This window comes from Comamonas sp. 7D-2 (genome assembly GCF_022749555.1).
In the GTDB taxonomy this organism is placed as follows: Bacteria; Pseudomonadota; Gammaproteobacteria; order Burkholderiales; family Burkholderiaceae_C; genus Comamonas; species Comamonas thiooxydans.
The window spans coordinates 1,729,524-1,745,657 of the sequence record NZ_CP094238.1 but is presented as its reverse complement, the minus strand read 5'-3'; the positions used below and the strand labels follow the sequence as shown (position 1 = coordinate 1,745,657).

Here is a 16,134-nt window from a genome sequence, read left to right as displayed (position 1 = left end):
GCTAGTTGCATCAAATTGCACATGAATTTCTGAATTCCGAGCCCAATTTCAAGCTACATTAACAGCGCTTCGGAGCGTAGCGCAGCCTGGTAGCGCATCTGCTTTGGGAGCAGAGGGTCGCGAGTTCGAATCCCGCCGCTCCGACCAAATGACAAGGGGTTAGATCGAAAGGTCTAACCCCTTTTGTCTGTCCACACTTACGCCTCATGGACTTCAAAGCGCTCCCATCTACTTGTGAGTTGAATAGACTGAATCCATGCTCACCCCGCTTCTGCCTTATCGTCAGCATCTCAGACGGAGGCACCCTGACCACCCGATACGGAGACCAGGGCAATACGAACGGCTCAAGGCAAGACTGCAGGGCATTGACGCCCCTGAGCGCAAGCAGCCGTCGGAGAGCGTGCCCGGCAAGCCTTAGCCGAGCTGACATTTCAGAAAGAGGCTGAGCTGCGCAGCACCAAGACAGACCGATACAGGCGACAGGTCTGCTTTTGGGTCGCTCCTGCGTCAGCACCCATTGGGGCCACAAACTCTCGATGTTGGCCTGGCCATGATCACCCAAGGCATGGCTTGGTGGTACCACGCCTATGCCCACGAGCAGTCTCCCCACAAGAGTGGCGATGGCGTGACAACCACAGCTTTCCAGTTTCGGAGCGGGTGAACAACCTATTGGTACGTTATATCTAGCTGCACCAGTGTCAACTAACTGCACTAGCCGCCGTTCAAGTCGCAGGCTAACAATGGCCGCAACCGAGAGCCGCCAGTGATCTAAGGCAGCTATCGACTGTGGATTCAACTAGTCAATGCAACACAATGACCGCCACTGGCGCAAGGAGTGTTGGCACAAAGCAAAGACCGCGGATTGGTGCACTCAAGCTCAGAAGGCCCTGATGTCGGATCGCTGGAAAGCTGGCGATACCTTGCACGAGATCGGCAAGCTGCTTGACCGACCACACACCTCCATTCACACCATCCTGAGTGCGACGGGTGGCATCCGACCAGCGGCTAGGCATCGCTCTCGTCTGGCATTGACCATGCTTGAACGAGAAGAAATCTCCAGGGCGTTGGCCGCAGGTGAATCTATCCGCTGCATTGCCAGCCGCTTTAAACGAGCTGCATCTACCATCAGCCGCGAGCTCCTGCGCAATGGAGGCAAGACTGGCTATCGAGCAGCCAAAGCGGATGAGGCAGCCTGGACGCGAGCACGCCACCCCAAGACATGCAAGTTGGCCAGCAATCCTGCATTCTTTTTACCAGAACCTGCGAGGTAATGGACTGAGAGCAGCATCTGCTCAGATGCACCGCTCTGTGCGTTCAATATTTGGCCAGCACAGAAAAACCCGGATCTGGAGTACCCCAATTGAAATCGACCCCAACACCATAGGCATGATGATTGCGGTTGATAAGACGGAAATGCCTTTTGTGGAAAGCTACTGAGAAGGCAGCGGCATGAGCCCCGCCCAGCAACAGTTGAAAACATGCAACCAGGCCCGCCGAGGCGGGCTTGGTTGCATGATGTAAAGGAGTTGCTAGCGCTTCATCTGATCACAGGTGCTTTTTTGTTTTGCCGGGGTCATGGAGCCCCATTTCTTCTTGAAGTCGGATGCGTAACCGGCATACATCTTGTCGTAGCTGACGGGAGCAACACCAAGATCTTTGATGGCCGCGTCGCGTTGCTTGATGCGGCCAGTCTCCGCATCCTGAGAACTCATGTGCCCGCAAGCCAAAGCGAGTTCATTCATGTTCGCGGCCATATTGATGGCTCCTGAAGCTATGGCTGCTTTTGCCTCGTCGGCATGTGCAGAAAAAACCATGCCTGCCGACATTAATGTGGCCAAGATCATCAGTGCTGCTTTCATGAGTATTCATCCCCTTTGTGTGTGAGCAAGGATCGTACTGACTTCATCTCGTGCTGCTACCCCTCTCTAGAGGGGATAAGGTGACATCTGCGGCCTGACTGCCATGTTGGAATACAGAAAGCACCGAATGAAATCAATCTCCTCTGCAACAAACCCCACGCAATAAGGATGATCCACACAAAGTCTGGACCGTCACCTCCCAAGCAGCGCCAGCCCCTGAGCGACATCAGGGCGCAAACCAGAGCGTCTTGAGTCTTGATTCAGGGCGTTGCGGTTTGTCTGACCATGGCACTCACTAAGACTTGATCAGCCTGGAGACCGCGGCTGCGCCAGGTCCTTGATCCTGAGCCAGGTGCTGAATCAGACTGTCCCGATCAGCGGCTGTGCGCTGCTGGGATAAGAATCGCTTGCCGCATAGGTTTTCTATGTCCACCTCGAAGCCGATGAGCCGCGCCGCCACAGATCCCAGGAACTCGGGATCCGCTTGAGTTGGTGACCATGCCTCTTCCCTCAACACCTCTTGGGAATGGGTTAAGGCATCCAGGTGCTCGCGCATCCACAAAGCATCATCGATAAATCGAATGCGGCCTTGCGCTTGAACGGCCATGTAGTTCCAGCTTGGGGCATTTCGCCCGCTTCGCTGCCCATTGAATACAAGTTATGACTCTTGTTCACGTGTCCAGTGAGCCGCCCCAACGAGCCCGCCTTCACCAACAGCAGTGGCAGCAGATTGATTTCCACCTCGCCTGCGCCTTCAGCAATCAGTGTTGCGAGCGGATAGCTATTCATGACCTGCTGCAACTCACTGACCTCAGATATGGCAAAAAGCGGCTGTATGTACATACCATGTAGCTTTCATCAAGTGCAGCGATCAGTGTCGAGATTCACTTGTATCCGAAAGTCGCCTCTGCGTCAGTCTTAGTGGCAGCAGTTGTTAAAGCCAAGGCCTTGCTTGCAGGGCTTCAATTTGAGTAAAGTGAACCAATGACACGCATCAACACCACCGAGATATGGGAGCGGCACGGCTACAAAGTCGAACGCATAGAGCAACCCATGGGCGCGCCCCAACGCAATGTGTATGGGCCTGACGGCGTGCTGCTAATCGAGGACGCTGAGTACACCCAAGAAACAGAAGCACTGCGTGAACTCGGCTTCATTGATTAACCAATACCTGCCCTGAGCGGTCTTTCTTTGACCGGCCACCTTTGAGGTGGTTTTTTTGCACCCGGAGATTTTGAGATGCGAGTTTTTAACCAGCATGCGGCATGCATATGCATTTCCCTGTAGGGCTCAGCGAGCCACGCGGAACACATCCGGGTTTAAAACTAGAGCCTTGCATACAGAGCTGCAGTTTGTTTCAATCTCAGCTTTATAGCTGCGAAGGAGGCGGCTCGATTTGAAGTTATCGAAGAAACACAAGACCAGTTTGGCAGCGGTAGCTGCTGCCTTTGTATTAGCGGCATGCGGTCAAAAAGTGGAGGTTCCGCCTGCGCACGTTGGCAAGATCATGACCAAAGACGGCTATCAGGACAACCTGATCCCAACCTCCAAGTTCCGTCTGGGCAAGTGCTGGGCCTACTGTGATCGACTAGTCTTGCTGGATGTGTCTGACAAGGGCTATGAAGAGTCCATGAGCATCTTTATTCCCGAAGACAAGCTCAACCTGGATGTGACCATTCGCGCAACCTTGAGCATCAACTCCAAAAAGACGGCAGAGCTTTTTAATGCTGTCGCGCCAAAAGAGGTTTCGGACTATGTGTCCACGATTGCCAATGAGCAGGTGTACCGCACCTATGCCAGCCAGATTATCCAAGCCGAGGTACGCGAATATTTGAGCAAACTGTCGATCAGTGAAATCGCCTCGAGCAACGAGAAAATCAACTCTGACTTGCGCGTACAGCTGGGCAAAGCCATTGAAGCGCTTACACCTTTCTCGGTGCGCTTTGTTGGTATTACCAACCTGCGATACCCAAAGATCATTACAGATGCTCAGGAGTCCGCTGCTGAACGACGCGAAGCTATCCAAAAGGAAGAAGCGCAGCTGGCCATCTCCAAGGCTCAGTTAGAGCGCGAATTGCAGGAAGCTCGTCTGCAACGTGCGATTGACAAGGAAAAGGCAGAAACCGAAGCCATGTCTCAGTCCGTACTGGCTCAATCCGTCGATGCGCGAGTGCTGCAACTGCGCAAGCTGGAAAATGAGCGCGCCTGGATTGAAAAGTGGAATGGCCAGCTCCCCACTACCTCCCTGGGCGATGCCGTTCCAATGGTTAACATTGGCAAATGACCCTGCTCATCAACCTGACCCCACTCTTGATCGCTGCCATAGGCTTTGGCTTGAGCTGGAAGCTTCGTAAGCTATGGGTTGCTGCAGTCACTGTGGCCACCCTATTCCTCTACTTCCAGACTCAGCCTTCTTATATGCCTAAAGGGCAGGTTACACGCTCGGAGCCTCCGGCCTTCACCGAGTCTGAGGCCAGGATCGAGGATCGCAATAGCAAACCAATGCCCGGGGATGAGCGGGACCAGCGTATGCGAGATGCCGTCAGACAAGGACTGGACTTCAAGCAGTAGCCCTATTGTTAATTTCCACGCAAAACTGACCCGCGGGGGATGCGGATGAAATCTTGGACTACTGAGAGGTAGTTCATGTATTCATACGAAGATCGAATCCGCGCGGTGACGCTCTACATCCAGCTAGGCAAACGAGTCGCGGCAACCATTCAGCAGTTGGGCTATCCCACCAAGAATTCGCTCAAGAGCTGGCACCGCGAGTACGAGCAGGGTCGAGCCTTGAAGACAGCGGTTGTTCGCCCACCGAAGTTCACCGCTGAGCAAAAGGCTCGGGCCGTCGAACACTATCTGACGCACGGGCGCTGCGTGGCTTTCACAATCAAGGCTCTTGGCTATCCCGGGAGGGCCTCACTTCACGCTTGGGTTCAAGAGCTCAATCCCCGGGCTCGGCCACGCCTGCTTGGAGCATCGTCGAACGAGCAGAAGCACGCTGCGGTGCTTGCACTGTGCACACGTCAAGGACGCGTCCAAGCCATTGCTGACGACGTTGGCGTGTGTCGAGAGACGCTGTACAACTGGCGCAATCAACTATTGGGGCCAGAGGCTCTCGCATCGATGAAGCGCTTCAATGATTCTTCAACGGGTTCGGAGCTGTCCCAGTTGGAGCAGCAACTCCAGACGCTACGTCGTCAAGTGAGGCGGTTGCAGTTGGAACAGGAGTTATTGAAGAAGGCGAACGAGCTCCTAAAAAAGGACCAAGGCATCGACCTTCATCTCCTGAGCAATCGTGAGAAGACACTTCTGGTTGATGCCCTGCGCCATGAATACTCACTTGCCGAGTTGCTCGCCTCGCTAGTTCTGGCTCGCAGCTCGTACTTCTACCATCGAGCTCGGCTCAACGCTGACGAAAAGTATGTCGCGGTGCGCCGAACGATCACGGACATCTTCGAGCGCAACCATGGCTGCTATGGCTACCGTCGCATCCAGGCCTCACTGGTCAGGCAATGCGTGTGGATCTCGGAGAAGGTGGTCCGGCGCCTGATGAAGCAGGAAGGGCTGGTGGCCGCTGCGCCCAAACGACGCCGCTACGGCTCCTACTTGGGAGAGATTAGCCCTGCACCTGAGAACTTGCTGAATCGCGACTTCAATGCCACTGCGCCTAACCAGAAGTGGCTGACCGACATCTCGGAGTTCCAACTACCCGCCGGCAAAGTCTACCTGTCGCCCATGATCGATTGCTTCGATGGAATGGTGGTGAGCTGGTCTATCGGAACACGCCCCGACGCTGAACTGGTCAACACGATGCTGGATGCCGCGATCGCCAAGCTCAATGACAGCGAAGTGCAACCTGTGGTTCACTCAGACCGTGGTGCCCACTATCGCTGGCCAGGATGGTTGTCACGAATCGCTGATGCCAAGTTAGTGCGCTCGATGTCACGTAAGGGGTACTCACCGGACAATGCGGCCTGTGAAGGCTTCTTCGGGCGGCTCAAAAACGAATTGTTTTATGCCCGCGACTGGCAAACCACGAGCATTGAGCAGTTCACGCAAGCTCTGGACGCGTACATCCGTTGGTACAACGAGCAACGGATCAAGATCTCGTTAGGGGCACGGAGCCCTGTTGAGTACCGCAGGGCCCTCGGGATTGCTGCATAACCGTCCAAGATTTATGCCGCATCCCCACCGGGGGCTAGTGGGTCACTTCTGGGTGGAAATCAACACCATGTAGTCGCCCCCTTCATTGCCACCCCATTGGAGGCTCGCCTCCTTGGGGTCATAAGCCACATCAAGTCGTCCGGTTCCGGGCTCCAGGCGATAGACCTTGCGTGAGCGATGCGGGCCTGCAATAAACCACAAGGCACCATCTGGCGTGCGTAGCAACGACTCCGGCTTGGCCAGTGAATCGGCGTCGCCTTCTTTGCCATCACCAGCTACGGAGCGAATGCGCCCGGTCTCCAGGTCCAATGCGCGGATAACGTGATTGCCTGTGTCAGCCACATACAGAGTATCGTCAGGTGCAAAAGCGATGCTGTCAGGCGATTGAACATTCGCACCCAGAGCTTGGCCACGATCACTTTCACGCGCATCCGTGCCCACCACAGTAACCCAGCGGCCGTCCAGCTCGCGCCGCGAAACACAATCACCGCCATACTGCTGCAGCAACCACAGCCGCCCTTGGGCATCTGACAAAGCCAGAGATGGACTGACTTTGTCGTTTATCACCTCCAAGGCACGAATCGGTACGATTGAGTGAGCTACCTGCCCATCGTCCTGCGCATCAAACTCGCCGCGCGCGTCGCCGCCACTAGCCCGCGATAGAGCCCAGCCTACAGCGACCAGCCCCAACACCATGCTCAACATCACTGACCACTTGCGCATCGCGATTTTTCCTCTATCCGACCCTGCGCTGCGTATTCTCCGGCATGCGTTGCAGGTCACCCGTGAGCTGGCCGATGTCTGCCAAACACCGCGCGACACAGGAGCGCCCAATGGATCGAGCGAAGTGACCACAAAATGCCTCAACGAGAAGCCTCGGAGGGATAGCAATAGGTCAAGTAAGTAGTTGCCTGACATCCTTCCGAAGACACAGCAGTAATGGGTTTTATTTGTTTTTGGAAATGAGTATCGACTGCGTCTACTTCTCCAAATTCGAATCCGGATGACACAGATCTGGCATTGGGCATTGCAATAGCTCTTGACGCCGCACACCAAGATGTACGAATAGCTGCCGAAGGCTGTCGCTTTGCAATCGAGGAGCAGGCAACGCTAAACCGTTTCGATCTTTGATCGAGGAGGCGATAGTCAGATGTTCGCAAATAACGACCTTATCCTGGTTCTGACGCCTTCGCTGGCGATACTGGTTCTGGCAGCCATATTGATCGTTGCCTGGCTTGTCCAACGATCCCAGCGCTTTCTGCTTTGGCAAGCTTGCGCCTATTCACTCACTGCGCTGACTCTCGGGGCACAGACTCTACTTACCCTGGAGGAGCTGAATCGCTACGCACTACTGATCGGCAGCTGCTATCTGCTGAGTGCGTGGTGTCTTGCCAGAAGCTGGGCAGAACGATGGAGTGTATCGACCCAACCACAAGTTGCATTGCTTATCGCCATAGTCACCTTGGCTGCGCTCTATCAATTCAGCCAGATCGAGCCAAATGTCTGGGCTCGAGTGAGCTCTTTCAGCGTGGGTTCCAGCCTTGTTTTACTGCTCCCCATCCTGCAGGTCTGCTCGAAGAAAAGCTCATTTGACTGGCTCGATAAATCGCTGCTCTGGCTAAGCATCCTCTTCACCGCCTACACCTTCACTCGACCCGCCTTGATCTGGTTGCTGGGATACACGGATCTACGGGCCTTGCCAAGGTCACCCTATTGGATCCTGACGCTGCTGAGCATTCTGAATTTCTCGTTGCTCTTCACTGTGGTGATGGCCGCGATTGCCGTGAAGGAAACAGTCGGCAAGCTGCGCATGGAACGAGACATTGATGCTTTGACGCTGATCCTGAATCGCCGGTCTTTTCAAGAACATGCCCAGAAGCGTCTCGCCGACATGAGACGCTATCCCATGGCAGTGCTGGCCTGCGACATAGACCATTTCAAACGCATCAACGACACCTGGGGACACGAGCGTGGCGATATGGTGCTGCAACTGGTTGCCTCAACTCTGCAAAACAATGTGCGAGAGCACGACCTGGTTGCTCGGTTCGGTGGCGAAGAATTTGTGCTGCTATTGGCAGACATAACGCCGGAAGATGCAGAACTCATTGCGCAGCGAATCCAGCGTGATCTCGGGTCAAGAAATACCGTTCTTCCAACCGGCCCCAAATTGACCATGAGCTTCGGAATTTCATTGATCACCAGGTCCTTCCAGTTTGAGCGTAAGCGCACGGCAAACCCATGTTGACCGCAGATGGCTACCATGGCTGACGATCAGATGTCGGTGGGCTGCCAGCGGTGCGGCAAGAGCTCGTCGATACGGCTGGCCTTGTGCGTGGGCAGCCTGGTGAGCACGTCCTGTAGGTAGGCATAGGGGTCATGCCCGTTCATGCGTGCCGACTGCACCAGACTCATCACCGCCGCCGCACGCTGGCCCGCGCGCAGGCTGCCGGCGAACAGCCAGTTGTTGCGTCCAATGGCAATCGGCCGGATCTGGTTTTCGATCCAGTTGTTGTCCACGGGCAGTTGCCCGTCATCAACGAAGCGCGTCAGTGCAGTCCAGCGCCGCAGGCTGTAATCCAGGGCCCTGGCAGTCGCCGAGCTGTCTGGCAGCTTTTGCCGCTGCAATGTCATCCACTGGTGTAACGCATCCAGGATCGGCTTGGTGTGCTGCTGACGAATGGCTTTGCGTTGATCGGCGTTCAGCTCCTTGACCTCGCGCTCGATGTCGTAAACCTTGGCGAACTGCTCCAGCGCGAACCCGGCAAGCTGGCTTTTGTTCGCCGCATGCAAGTCAAAGAATTTGCGCCGGGCGTGCGCCAGGCAGCCCACCTCGGTCACACCGTTGGCGATCGTGGCTTTGTAACCAGCAAAGTCGTCGCAGACCAGTGCCCCCTTCCAATCGCCCAGGAAGTGGCGCGCATGCTCGCCCGCTCTTGACTCGCAGAAGTCGTACACCACGGCCTTCATGTCTTCGAAGGCGCCTGGTGCGTAAGCCCACAGGTAAGCCCGGTGGGTGCTGCCTTTGCCAGGCTTGAGCATTTGCACCGGCGTCTCGTCGGCGTGCAGCACGCTGCGGCTGAGTATCTCCGCCTTGAGCGCATCGACCAGCGGTTGCAGTCGCACGCCACAGGTGCCCACCCACTGCGCCAGGGTGGAGCGAGGCAGGCCCAAGCCTGCGCGAGCAAAGATGGCTTCCTGACGGTACAGGGGCAGGTGGTCGGCGTACTTGGCCACCAGCACCTGGGCCAGCAGGCCCGCAGTCGGGATGCCCTTGTCGATCACATGCGCCTCGACCGGCACCTGGGTGATGGTCTCGCACTTGGCGCAGGCCCACTTGCCACGGATGTGGCGCTCCACCGTGAACACGCCGGGCACATAGTCCAGCTTTTCGGCCACGTCTTCACCGATGCGCTTCATCGCACAACCACAGGCGCAGGTAGTCAACTCAGGCTCGTGGCGGATCTCGCGCCGCGGCAGGTTGGCCGGCAGCGGCTGGCGCTTGGGTTGTTGTTTGGCTTGGGGCGCTGGCGCAGGCGGCTGCAGTTGCTCGATCTCGACGGCGACCGCTGCCAGGTCGGCCTCGATCTCGTCTTCAAGCAGGCTGCGCTGCTCGGCGTTGAAGCGCTCGGACTGGGCCGCGAACTTCATGCGCTTCAAGAGCGCGTTCTCGTGGGTGAGCTTGGCGTTGAGCGCCTGGCTGTGCTTGAGTTCGGTTTGGTGGCGGGCGATTTGCGCGTCCTTGTCGCTCACGTGGCCCATGAGGCTGGCAACCATCTCGCGCAGTTGCTCTGCGCTGAGATTGTTCAGGGATTGTTGCTGCACCACCATGGCAGCCAGTGTGCCAAGGAAGGCCCTGCGCTGCCATGCGCAGATCCACCGATTGCGCGCCGGCTTCAGACCATGGTGATAATGCCGGCGTTTCCCATGCGTTGCCAGGGCAGGCCCAGCACCAGGGCGTCAAGCTGGACAGGCTCCAACTGCCACTGCTCATTGCCTGGCGCCGGCCAGACGAACTTCCCCTGGTGCAGGCGGCGAGCGGCCAGCCAGATGCCGATGCCGTCGTGCACCAGCACCTTGATGCGGTTGGCGCGTCTGTTGGCGAACAGGTAGGCGTGATGAGGGTGGGCAGCACCGAACACGCTGACCACCCGGGCCAGCGCCGTGTCGGTGCCGGCGCGCATGTCCAGCGGGGCCGTGGCAAGCCAGGCAGCGTCGATACGGATCATTGCCGCAGCACCTGGAGCAAACCCTGCAATGCGCGGGAACACTCGCCAGCAGCGGCCACCGGCCAATTGACCGTCACGAGGGTGCCGTGATGACAGCACTCGATGCGGATGTCTGATGAGGGAGTTGCCGATGCAGCACTTGGGGCAGCTTGCGCACCCGCTGGCTGAGGCCCCATCGCCGGCGAGCCCAGCGTCATCGCGATGAAGGCGGGCACGGTGCTGGCATGAGGCAGATGCGCCGGGGCACGAACAGGCTGTGCATTGGCCATTGGCTCAGCCGCTGCATCGTCGCAGTGCGGGGCGATGCCGGACGCCACAGCATGCGCGGTATCGCAGGTGGGCTGGTGAAGGCCCAGACGATGCTCCTTGAGCCAGCGATGCAGCACATTGGCATTCATGCCATGTTCACGTGCTGTGGCGGCAATTGATGCGCCGGGCTGCTGGCACGCGGCGATCAGTTCAACCTTGAATTGCGCGCTGTAGACCCGGCGTGTGCGGGGGACACGGGAGCGCGAGTTGGGGATCTCTTGAGACATGGTGTGCACGATGGTTTACGTGGACACGATGGTGCTTGCAATTGCTCATTCGGGGTAGATGGGGTGGCCGGACGGATACGTTTGAGCAAGCCATGAAGGAAGCCGATCGACTCCTTTACCAAGCCAAGAATGCGGGGCGTGATCGGGTTCATGTATCGGGGGTTTCCTATCCAGACATATCTGTAGAAACTCATCAGCTATGGAACAGGCCTGCCGCTTAAAAGACTCAGATAACAAGAGCCGTTCAATTGCCCAACCTAACGCCAGCTACTGAACGGGTCTTGCCAGCTTGCGGAATATCCATAATCAGGCGCTCTTCAAGTCTGCTGCCTATTGCAGCCCCGATTCCACTTTCAAATCCAATGGTGTGGACACACCGCCCATTCAGTAAACGAGTGGGCTCGGCACACCAGTCTCGGAAACTGATGTGATCGCTTGTACGACCTGGATTGGTGCTGCTTGCGCGGCCTCCAAGGACGTAAAAGTGTGCACAGTGATCACTCTGAAGCGCTTCGTGCCGACCTTGCAATCTATCGCCTTCGTCAAGACGAACGTACCAGCCAGCTCGGCACCCTGCTGACTGACTTCAGCCAACACCTGAAAGCCATCTACTTCACGATTGCCCATCGTCCTCTCCCTAGGCAAGTGCAGCGCACATGAAATAAAGCGCCCGCGTCAACAAACGCACTACTGAAAAATTTCACCACAACACCCCAGCCCGCCACGCGGGCTTTTCTCATAAAGGGAGAAAATATGCATGCAAAGATTGATCCCGAAGGCTAAGCAACATCGTGCGCAATGCCCCAGACGACTGCATGCGGCTTCAGCGAAGCGCAAACAGGGCCGCCATCTCCCATCGTCCCTTGAACGCGTGCCTCAATGACTCCTCCAGAGGAGAGCGCGGCGTCAACGACTTCCTGGGGAATAGACGCCAGCTTCAGCTTGGCGCGACGAGTCCAGGGCGAGCCAGCCTGCCCCGCAAGGGTGCCGGAATTGATGTAAACGAAACGTTCGGAAGATGGGCCCTGAGCGAACTCACCCAAGAAATTGACTGCACCTGTCGAGAGGGGCAAACCCAGGCGAAGTGAGAACTCGAACCGAAGAGGCTCGTGCTGGCCATCCATTGGATCGAGCAAACCCGACCTGCCGCGTTGCACTGCGAACCGAACATCAAGCGGAGTATTCACCACCAGTATTCGTATACGAACGGACTGTGCGGATTTTGCATTGTTCATAAGGGCAATCTGCTGCTAACGCCGAATTTCAGCGGCCACCAAAGGCTGTCCGCTGAGAAGAATATGCAGCTGTTTCCCGCCTTCAGGCAACGGCGCCAAAGCGCCAATATTGGTTGACCTCAAAGTCGTCAATCACAACCACGCAGAAAGGGAAAGTCCGTAAACAAGAATACTCAAGTTCCAGCTGCTCCACACGCCCACATGCCCCTGAGACCCAAGACACTCGAGAAACCTACCCGTTAGAACTCATCAACCTCACTCAAGCCCGCGGCTGCGGTTTTTTCATTCTGGGAGCCAATACGCAAGACAAGAAGCAAATCACCGCAGAAGTCAACCAGCAGTTGACGACTGAACGCGACACTCATTTCTTCCTGACCGGCTGGAACAGATGTGTCCTCGCGCTGAATACCGAGGAGCGGCCCGCCGTCCTCTTTCTCCGCTCTGGTGCTCTTCATCCTTTCGCTGGGAATGGTCCACAGGCCTGCGTCCAGATCCAGCTCGGCCCACTCCATCATGCGCAGGTTGCCGAGACGCTGGTACCGCAAGGGAACCAGCAGCAAGGCGGTGCGTTCTAGCTGTGAACCTGTTGACGCCGACCGAAAACTGACCATCTGAAGGCGGGAGTGCCGCTTCAAAATTGACCAGGGTGTATCACGCGACTGCTGAATTTTTTGGCAGGAGCAAACGAGGTGATCACCATGGACATGATTGGCAAGGTCAGGCGCATGAAGATGCGCGATGGGGTCTCGATCAGCGAGATCTCGAGGAAGACGGGTTTGTCGAGGAACACCGTCAAGAAGTGGCTGAAGGCGCCGGCGGCGATGGAGCCGCGGTATGAGCGGGCACAGAAGGTGGGCAAGCTCTCGGCGTTCGAGGCGACGCTGGTGGCGGCGCTCAAGACGGATGCCCACCGAGCTCGGGATCAGCGGCGCACGGCGCGTGCGCTGTTTGTGCAGATCCAGGCCCAAGGCTACCGGGGCGGCTACAGCGCGGTGACGGACTTCATCCGGACGTGGCGACAGGACTCGGGCAAGGACACCACGAAGGCGTTTGTGCCGCTGAGCTTCGAGCTGGGCGAGGCGTTCCAGTTTGACTGGAGCGAAGAAGGCATCGTGGTGGGCGGGGTGTACCACCAGGCGCAGGTGGCGCACCTGAAGCTGTGCGCCTCGCGCGCGTTCTGGCTGGTGGCGTACCCCAGCCAGGGGCACGAGATGCTGTTTGACGCGCACACGAGGTCGTTTGCGGCGCTCGGTGGCGTGGCTCGCCGGGGCATCTACGACAACATGAAGACGGCGGTGGACAAGGTCAAGAAGGGCAAGGGCCGGGTGGTCAATGCCCGGTTTGCGGCCATGTGCAGCCACTACCTGTTCGATGCGGACTTCTGCAACGTGGCCTCGGGCTGGGAGAAAGGGGTGGTGGAGAAGAACGTGCAGGACAGCCGGCGACGGGTGTGGCTGGAAGCGCGAGAGCGCAAGTTCACCAGCTTTGCCGAACTCAACGCGTGGCTGGCCGAACGCTGCAAGGCGGTGTGGGCGGACACGCCGCACCCGCAGCACTGGGAGCTGAGCATCGCCGAGGTGCTGCAGCTCGAGCGCGAGCACCTCATGGGCATGCCGGCGCCGTTTGACGGCTACGTGGAGCGCCCTGCGCGGGTCAGCAGCACCTGCCTGGTAACGGTGGCGCGCAACCGCTACTCGGTGCCCTGCGAGTGGGCCGGGCACATGGTGAGCACGCGGCTGTATCCCGGCCGCGTGGACGTGGTCGCTGGGGACGCGCTGGTGGCCAGCCACGAGCGGGTGCTCAACCGGGGGCAGACGGTGTTCGACTGGCAGCACTACATCGAGCTGGTGCAGCGCAAGCCCGGGGCACTGAGGAACGGCGCACCGTTTGCCGATATGCCCCGGCCGCTGGCGCAACTGCGTCATGCCCTGATGCGCCACACCGGTGGTGACCGGGTGCTCTCGGAGGTGCTGGCCCTGGTGCCTACGGCAGGGCTGGACACGCTGCTGGTGGCGGTGGAACTGGTGCTCGAACACGCCACGCCCAGCGGACACATCAGCGTGGAGCACGTGCGCAACGTGCTGGCGCGCCTGAGTGATCCGCAGCGTCCGCCACCGGCGGACACGGCCCTGGCGCTGCGCGAGGCGCCACGTGCCGACACCCACCGCTACGACCGGCTGCGCGCCGCCGACGCCCAGGAGGCTGGCCATGCGAACTGAGATTGCCAGCGAACTCAAGAGCTTGCGGCTGTACGGCATGGCCAGCGCCTGGGATGATCTGCTGGGGCAAGGGGAGACGGCGGCGCTGCAGAGTGCACGCTGGCTGCTGGAGCACCTGCTGCAGGCCGAAGGGGTGGACCGGGCGATGCGTTCGGTGTCCTACCAGATGAAGGCGGCACGATTCCCCATGCACCGGGATCTGGCCGGCTTCGACTTCGAGGCCTCGGCGGTGGAGCGGGTGCTGGTCAGTCAGCTGGCCAGCCTCGCGTTCACCGACCAAGCCCACAACGTGGTGCTGATCGGTGGCCCTGGCACGGGCAAGACGCACCTGGCCAGCGCGCTGGGCATTGCGGCCATCACCCAGCACGGCAAACGGGTGCGCTTCTACTCCACGGTCGATCTGGTCAATGCGCTGGAGCAGGAGAAAGCCCAGGGGCGTGCGGGGCGCATCGCTGCCAGCCTGCTGCACGTGGACTTGCTCATCCTCGATGAGTTGGGCTATCTGCCGTTCAGCCAGGCCGGCGGGGCGCTGCTGTTCCACCTGCTCAGTCGGTTGTACGAGCACACCAGCGTGATGATCACGACCAACCTGGCGTTTGCCGAGTGGTCCAGCGTGTTCGGCGACGCGAAGATGACCACGGCCCTGCTTGACAGGCTGACACACCACTGCCACATCGTAGAGACGGGCAACGAGTCCTACCGGTTCCGCCACAGCTCAGCCCAGGTCAAGGCCAAGGGCAAAGCACGTGAGCAGGCACGAGACAAAGGCAAGTCGGCTCTCCAGGCCACTACGCCCGAGCCATTCTGAGTTGCCTGGCCGCCAGCAGGCTGCTGCGGGCTACGCCCTTCACGGCCTGCTGGCGGCAATCCACAACGCAGCGAGAAGGAGATTCAAGAAGCAGCGATGACCGTATAGTTATCCACAACCGGGCATCAAAAAACCCGGTGCAGGCCCCTGGTCAAAATTCAATCGGCACGCCTGGTCAGATTTGAATCGGCGCCAACACCCTGAGCAAAAGGTGCTGTACCGCAGTGACACCCAGACTCCGCTGTCTGTGGTGGGAAGCCGCTACCAGGTAGTCCAGCCCCGCCAGGTGCTGGAGTTCTATCGTGATCTGACGGAAGTGGCCGGCTACGAACTGGAGACCGCAGGTGTACTCAAGGCTGGTCGCAAGTTCTGGGCTCTGGCCCGTACTGGCAAGTCAGCAGCGCTCAAAGGCAATGATGTGGTCAACGGCTATTTGCTGCTGGCGACGTCCTGTGACGGAACGCTTGCTACGGTAGCCATGCCGACGACGGTGCGGGTTGTGTGCAACAACACGCTGACGATTGCACTGCGTGACGGTGTCGGTGCTGTCAAGGTACCGCATAGCACGACCTTTGATGCCCAGGTGGTCAAGCGCCAGTTGGGCGTGGCCGTGGGCCAGTGGGACAGCTTTATGTACCGCATGAAGACGCTGGCCGAGCGCAAGGTCAAGACCCATGAGGCGCTGAACTATTTCCTGAAGGTGATCTGCAATACAGACTCCCATTCGGATTTGTCTGTGGGACTGACCAATGAACGGGCTCTCAAGAAGGTGCAGATGCTCTATGAGGGCCATGGCCGTGGGGCTGAGATGCATGCGGCCAAGGACACGGCTTGGGGCCTGCTGTGCTCCGTGACAGAGTTTGTTGACCATGAGAAGCAGGCTCGTAGTCAGGACAACCGTCTGGACAGCGCTTGGTTTGGTCAGGGAGCAGTGATCAAGCAGCGTGCTCTGGATCATGCACTGCAACTGGTCGCCTGACCGTGACCGACCGTTGGCTTTTGGGGTCGTCTTTGGACGCCTTAGTTCTCTTCCCCTCTCTCATCTTTCCTACACCCCCAGCCACCTTTTGAGGTGGCTTTTTTA

General features: G+C 58.3%; 16 protein-coding genes, 1 tRNA gene and 3 pseudogenes. 10 read left to right on the top strand and 10 right to left on the bottom strand.

The genetic code is table 11. The features are described 5' to 3' along the window. Nucleotides 1-70 precede the first annotated feature (70 nt). Together MPZ60_RS07980 and MPZ60_RS07975 are read left to right on the top strand one after the other, a co-directional pair. A tRNA-Pro gene (locus tag MPZ60_RS07980) sits at nt 71-147 on the top strand. Between the two features lie 666 nt (nt 148-813). Next, a pseudogene (locus MPZ60_RS07975) lies at nt 814-1,244 on the top strand (helix-turn-helix domain-containing protein); the annotation flags it as partial. Between the two features lie 285 nt (nt 1,245-1,529). Here the strand turns inward: MPZ60_RS07975 and MPZ60_RS07970 are convergent. The 3 genes from MPZ60_RS07970 to MPZ60_RS25155 form a co-directional block, all read right to left on the bottom strand. Beyond that, nucleotides 1,530-1,859, bottom strand: coding sequence for a hypothetical protein (locus MPZ60_RS07970; RefSeq protein ID WP_242881895.1), 330 nt, complete (start codon nt 1,857-1,859; stop codon nt 1,530-1,532). Between the two features lie 295 nt (nt 1,860-2,154). Continuing rightward, nucleotides 2,155-2,466, bottom strand: a complete 312-nt coding sequence (locus MPZ60_RS25160; protein ID WP_255783550.1) for an FMN-binding negative transcriptional regulator — start codon at nt 2,464-2,466, stop codon at nt 2,155-2,157. Beyond that, nucleotides 2,391-2,648 carry a hypothetical protein gene (locus MPZ60_RS25155; protein WP_255783551.1) on the bottom strand — a complete coding sequence of 86 codons (258 nt, stop codon included), beginning with the start codon at nt 2,646-2,648 and terminating at the stop codon, nt 2,391-2,393. Before MPZ60_RS25155 ends, MPZ60_RS25160 begins: the two co-directional genes overlap by 76 nt. Before the next feature lie 195 nt (nt 2,649-2,843). On the opposite strand from MPZ60_RS25155, the gene MPZ60_RS07960 reads away from it, so the two are divergent. The 3 genes from MPZ60_RS07960 to MPZ60_RS07950 all read left to right on the top strand — a co-directional run bounded on the left by MPZ60_RS07960 (nt 2,844) and on the right by MPZ60_RS07950 (nt 6,026). Further along, nucleotides 2,844-3,023: a hypothetical protein gene (locus MPZ60_RS07960; protein ID WP_034407284.1), complete on the top strand. Its 180-nt coding sequence runs from the start codon at nt 2,844-2,846 to the stop codon at nt 3,021-3,023. Between the two features lie 232 nt (nt 3,024-3,255). After that, complete coding sequence (locus MPZ60_RS07955) at nt 3,256-4,143, top strand: SPFH domain-containing protein (RefSeq protein ID WP_224650313.1); 888 nt, start codon at nt 3,256-3,258, stop codon at nt 4,141-4,143. Nucleotides 4,144-4,505: 362 nt separating this feature from the next. Then, nucleotides 4,506-6,026 (top strand): IS3 family transposase, encoded by a 1,521-nt coding sequence (locus MPZ60_RS07950; RefSeq protein ID WP_034402022.1) that lies wholly within the window; start codon nt 4,506-4,508, stop codon nt 6,024-6,026. A 42-nt stretch (nt 6,027-6,068) separates the two neighbouring features. Here the strand turns inward: MPZ60_RS07950 and MPZ60_RS07945 are convergent, their stop codons facing one another. Next, nucleotides 6,069-6,749 (bottom strand): hypothetical protein, encoded by a 681-nt coding sequence (locus MPZ60_RS07945; RefSeq protein ID WP_034385249.1) that lies wholly within the window; start codon nt 6,747-6,749, stop codon nt 6,069-6,071. A 427-nt stretch (nt 6,750-7,176) separates the two neighbouring features. On the opposite strand from MPZ60_RS07945, the gene MPZ60_RS07940 reads away from it, so the two are divergent. Continuing rightward, complete coding sequence (locus MPZ60_RS07940) at nt 7,177-8,271, top strand: diguanylate cyclase (protein ID WP_242881896.1); 1,095 nt, start codon at nt 7,177-7,179, stop codon at nt 8,269-8,271. Nucleotides 8,272-8,297: 26 nt separating this feature from the next. Here MPZ60_RS07940 and MPZ60_RS07935 read toward each other — a convergent pair whose 3' ends face one another. The 3 genes from MPZ60_RS07935 to MPZ60_RS07925 all read right to left on the bottom strand — a co-directional run bounded on the left by MPZ60_RS07935 (nt 8,298) and on the right by MPZ60_RS07925 (nt 10,788). Continuing rightward, nucleotides 8,298-9,854 (bottom strand): IS66 family transposase, encoded by a 1,557-nt coding sequence (locus tag MPZ60_RS07935; protein WP_242881682.1) that lies wholly within the window; start codon nt 9,852-9,854, stop codon nt 8,298-8,300. A gap of 65 nt (nt 9,855-9,919) precedes the next feature. Beyond that, nucleotides 9,920-10,252 (bottom strand): IS66 family insertion sequence element accessory protein TnpB, encoded by a 333-nt coding sequence (gene tnpB / locus MPZ60_RS07930; protein WP_157667094.1) that lies wholly within the window; start codon nt 10,250-10,252, stop codon nt 9,920-9,922. Further along, nucleotides 10,249-10,788 carry a transposase gene (locus tag MPZ60_RS07925; RefSeq protein ID WP_087743482.1) on the bottom strand — a complete coding sequence of 180 codons (540 nt, stop codon included), beginning with the start codon at nt 10,786-10,788 and terminating at the stop codon, nt 10,249-10,251. Before MPZ60_RS07925 ends, tnpB begins: the two co-directional genes overlap by 4 nt. 80 nt (nt 10,789-10,868) lie before the next feature. Here MPZ60_RS07925 and MPZ60_RS07920 point away from each other — a divergent pair. After that, nucleotides 10,869-11,009, top strand: a pseudogene (locus MPZ60_RS07920) (GGDEF domain-containing protein); the annotation flags it as partial. Between the two features lie 163 nt (nt 11,010-11,172). Here the strand turns inward: MPZ60_RS07920 and MPZ60_RS07915 are convergent. From MPZ60_RS07915 to MPZ60_RS07905, 3 genes are all read right to left on the bottom strand, one after another. Continuing rightward, the gene (locus MPZ60_RS07915) at nt 11,173-11,415 is read right to left on the bottom strand and encodes a hypothetical protein (protein WP_034358070.1); all 243 of its coding nucleotides are present in this window, start codon (nt 11,413-11,415) and stop codon (nt 11,173-11,175) included. A 152-nt stretch (nt 11,416-11,567) separates the two neighbouring features. Then, nucleotides 11,568-12,023: a DUF5990 family protein gene (locus MPZ60_RS07910; protein WP_034358068.1), complete on the bottom strand. Its 456-nt coding sequence runs from the start codon at nt 12,021-12,023 to the stop codon at nt 11,568-11,570. 239 nt (nt 12,024-12,262) lie between these two features. Continuing rightward, nucleotides 12,263-12,583: a hypothetical protein gene (locus MPZ60_RS07905; RefSeq protein ID WP_034358066.1), complete on the bottom strand. Its 321-nt coding sequence runs from the start codon at nt 12,581-12,583 to the stop codon at nt 12,263-12,265. Nucleotides 12,584-12,721: 138 nt separating this feature from the next. Here MPZ60_RS07905 and istA point away from each other — a divergent pair, with 138 nt between their 5' ends. The 3 genes and pseudogenes from istA to MPZ60_RS07890 form a co-directional block, all read left to right on the top strand. Next, nucleotides 12,722-14,242, top strand: a complete 1,521-nt coding sequence (gene istA / locus MPZ60_RS07900; RefSeq protein ID WP_173079120.1) for an IS21 family transposase — start codon at nt 12,722-12,724, stop codon at nt 14,240-14,242. Further along, on the top strand, nt 14,232-15,050 hold the full coding sequence (istB, locus tag MPZ60_RS07895; protein ID WP_015586025.1) for an IS21-like element helper ATPase IstB: 819 nt from the start codon (nt 14,232-14,234) through the stop codon (nt 15,048-15,050). The genes istA and istB overlap by 11 nt, the downstream gene beginning before the upstream one ends. Nucleotides 15,051-15,240: 190 nt before the next feature. Further along, a pseudogene (locus tag MPZ60_RS07890) lies at nt 15,241-16,029 on the top strand (DUF932 domain-containing protein); the annotation flags it as partial. Between the last annotated feature and the right edge of the window lie 105 nt (nt 16,030-16,134).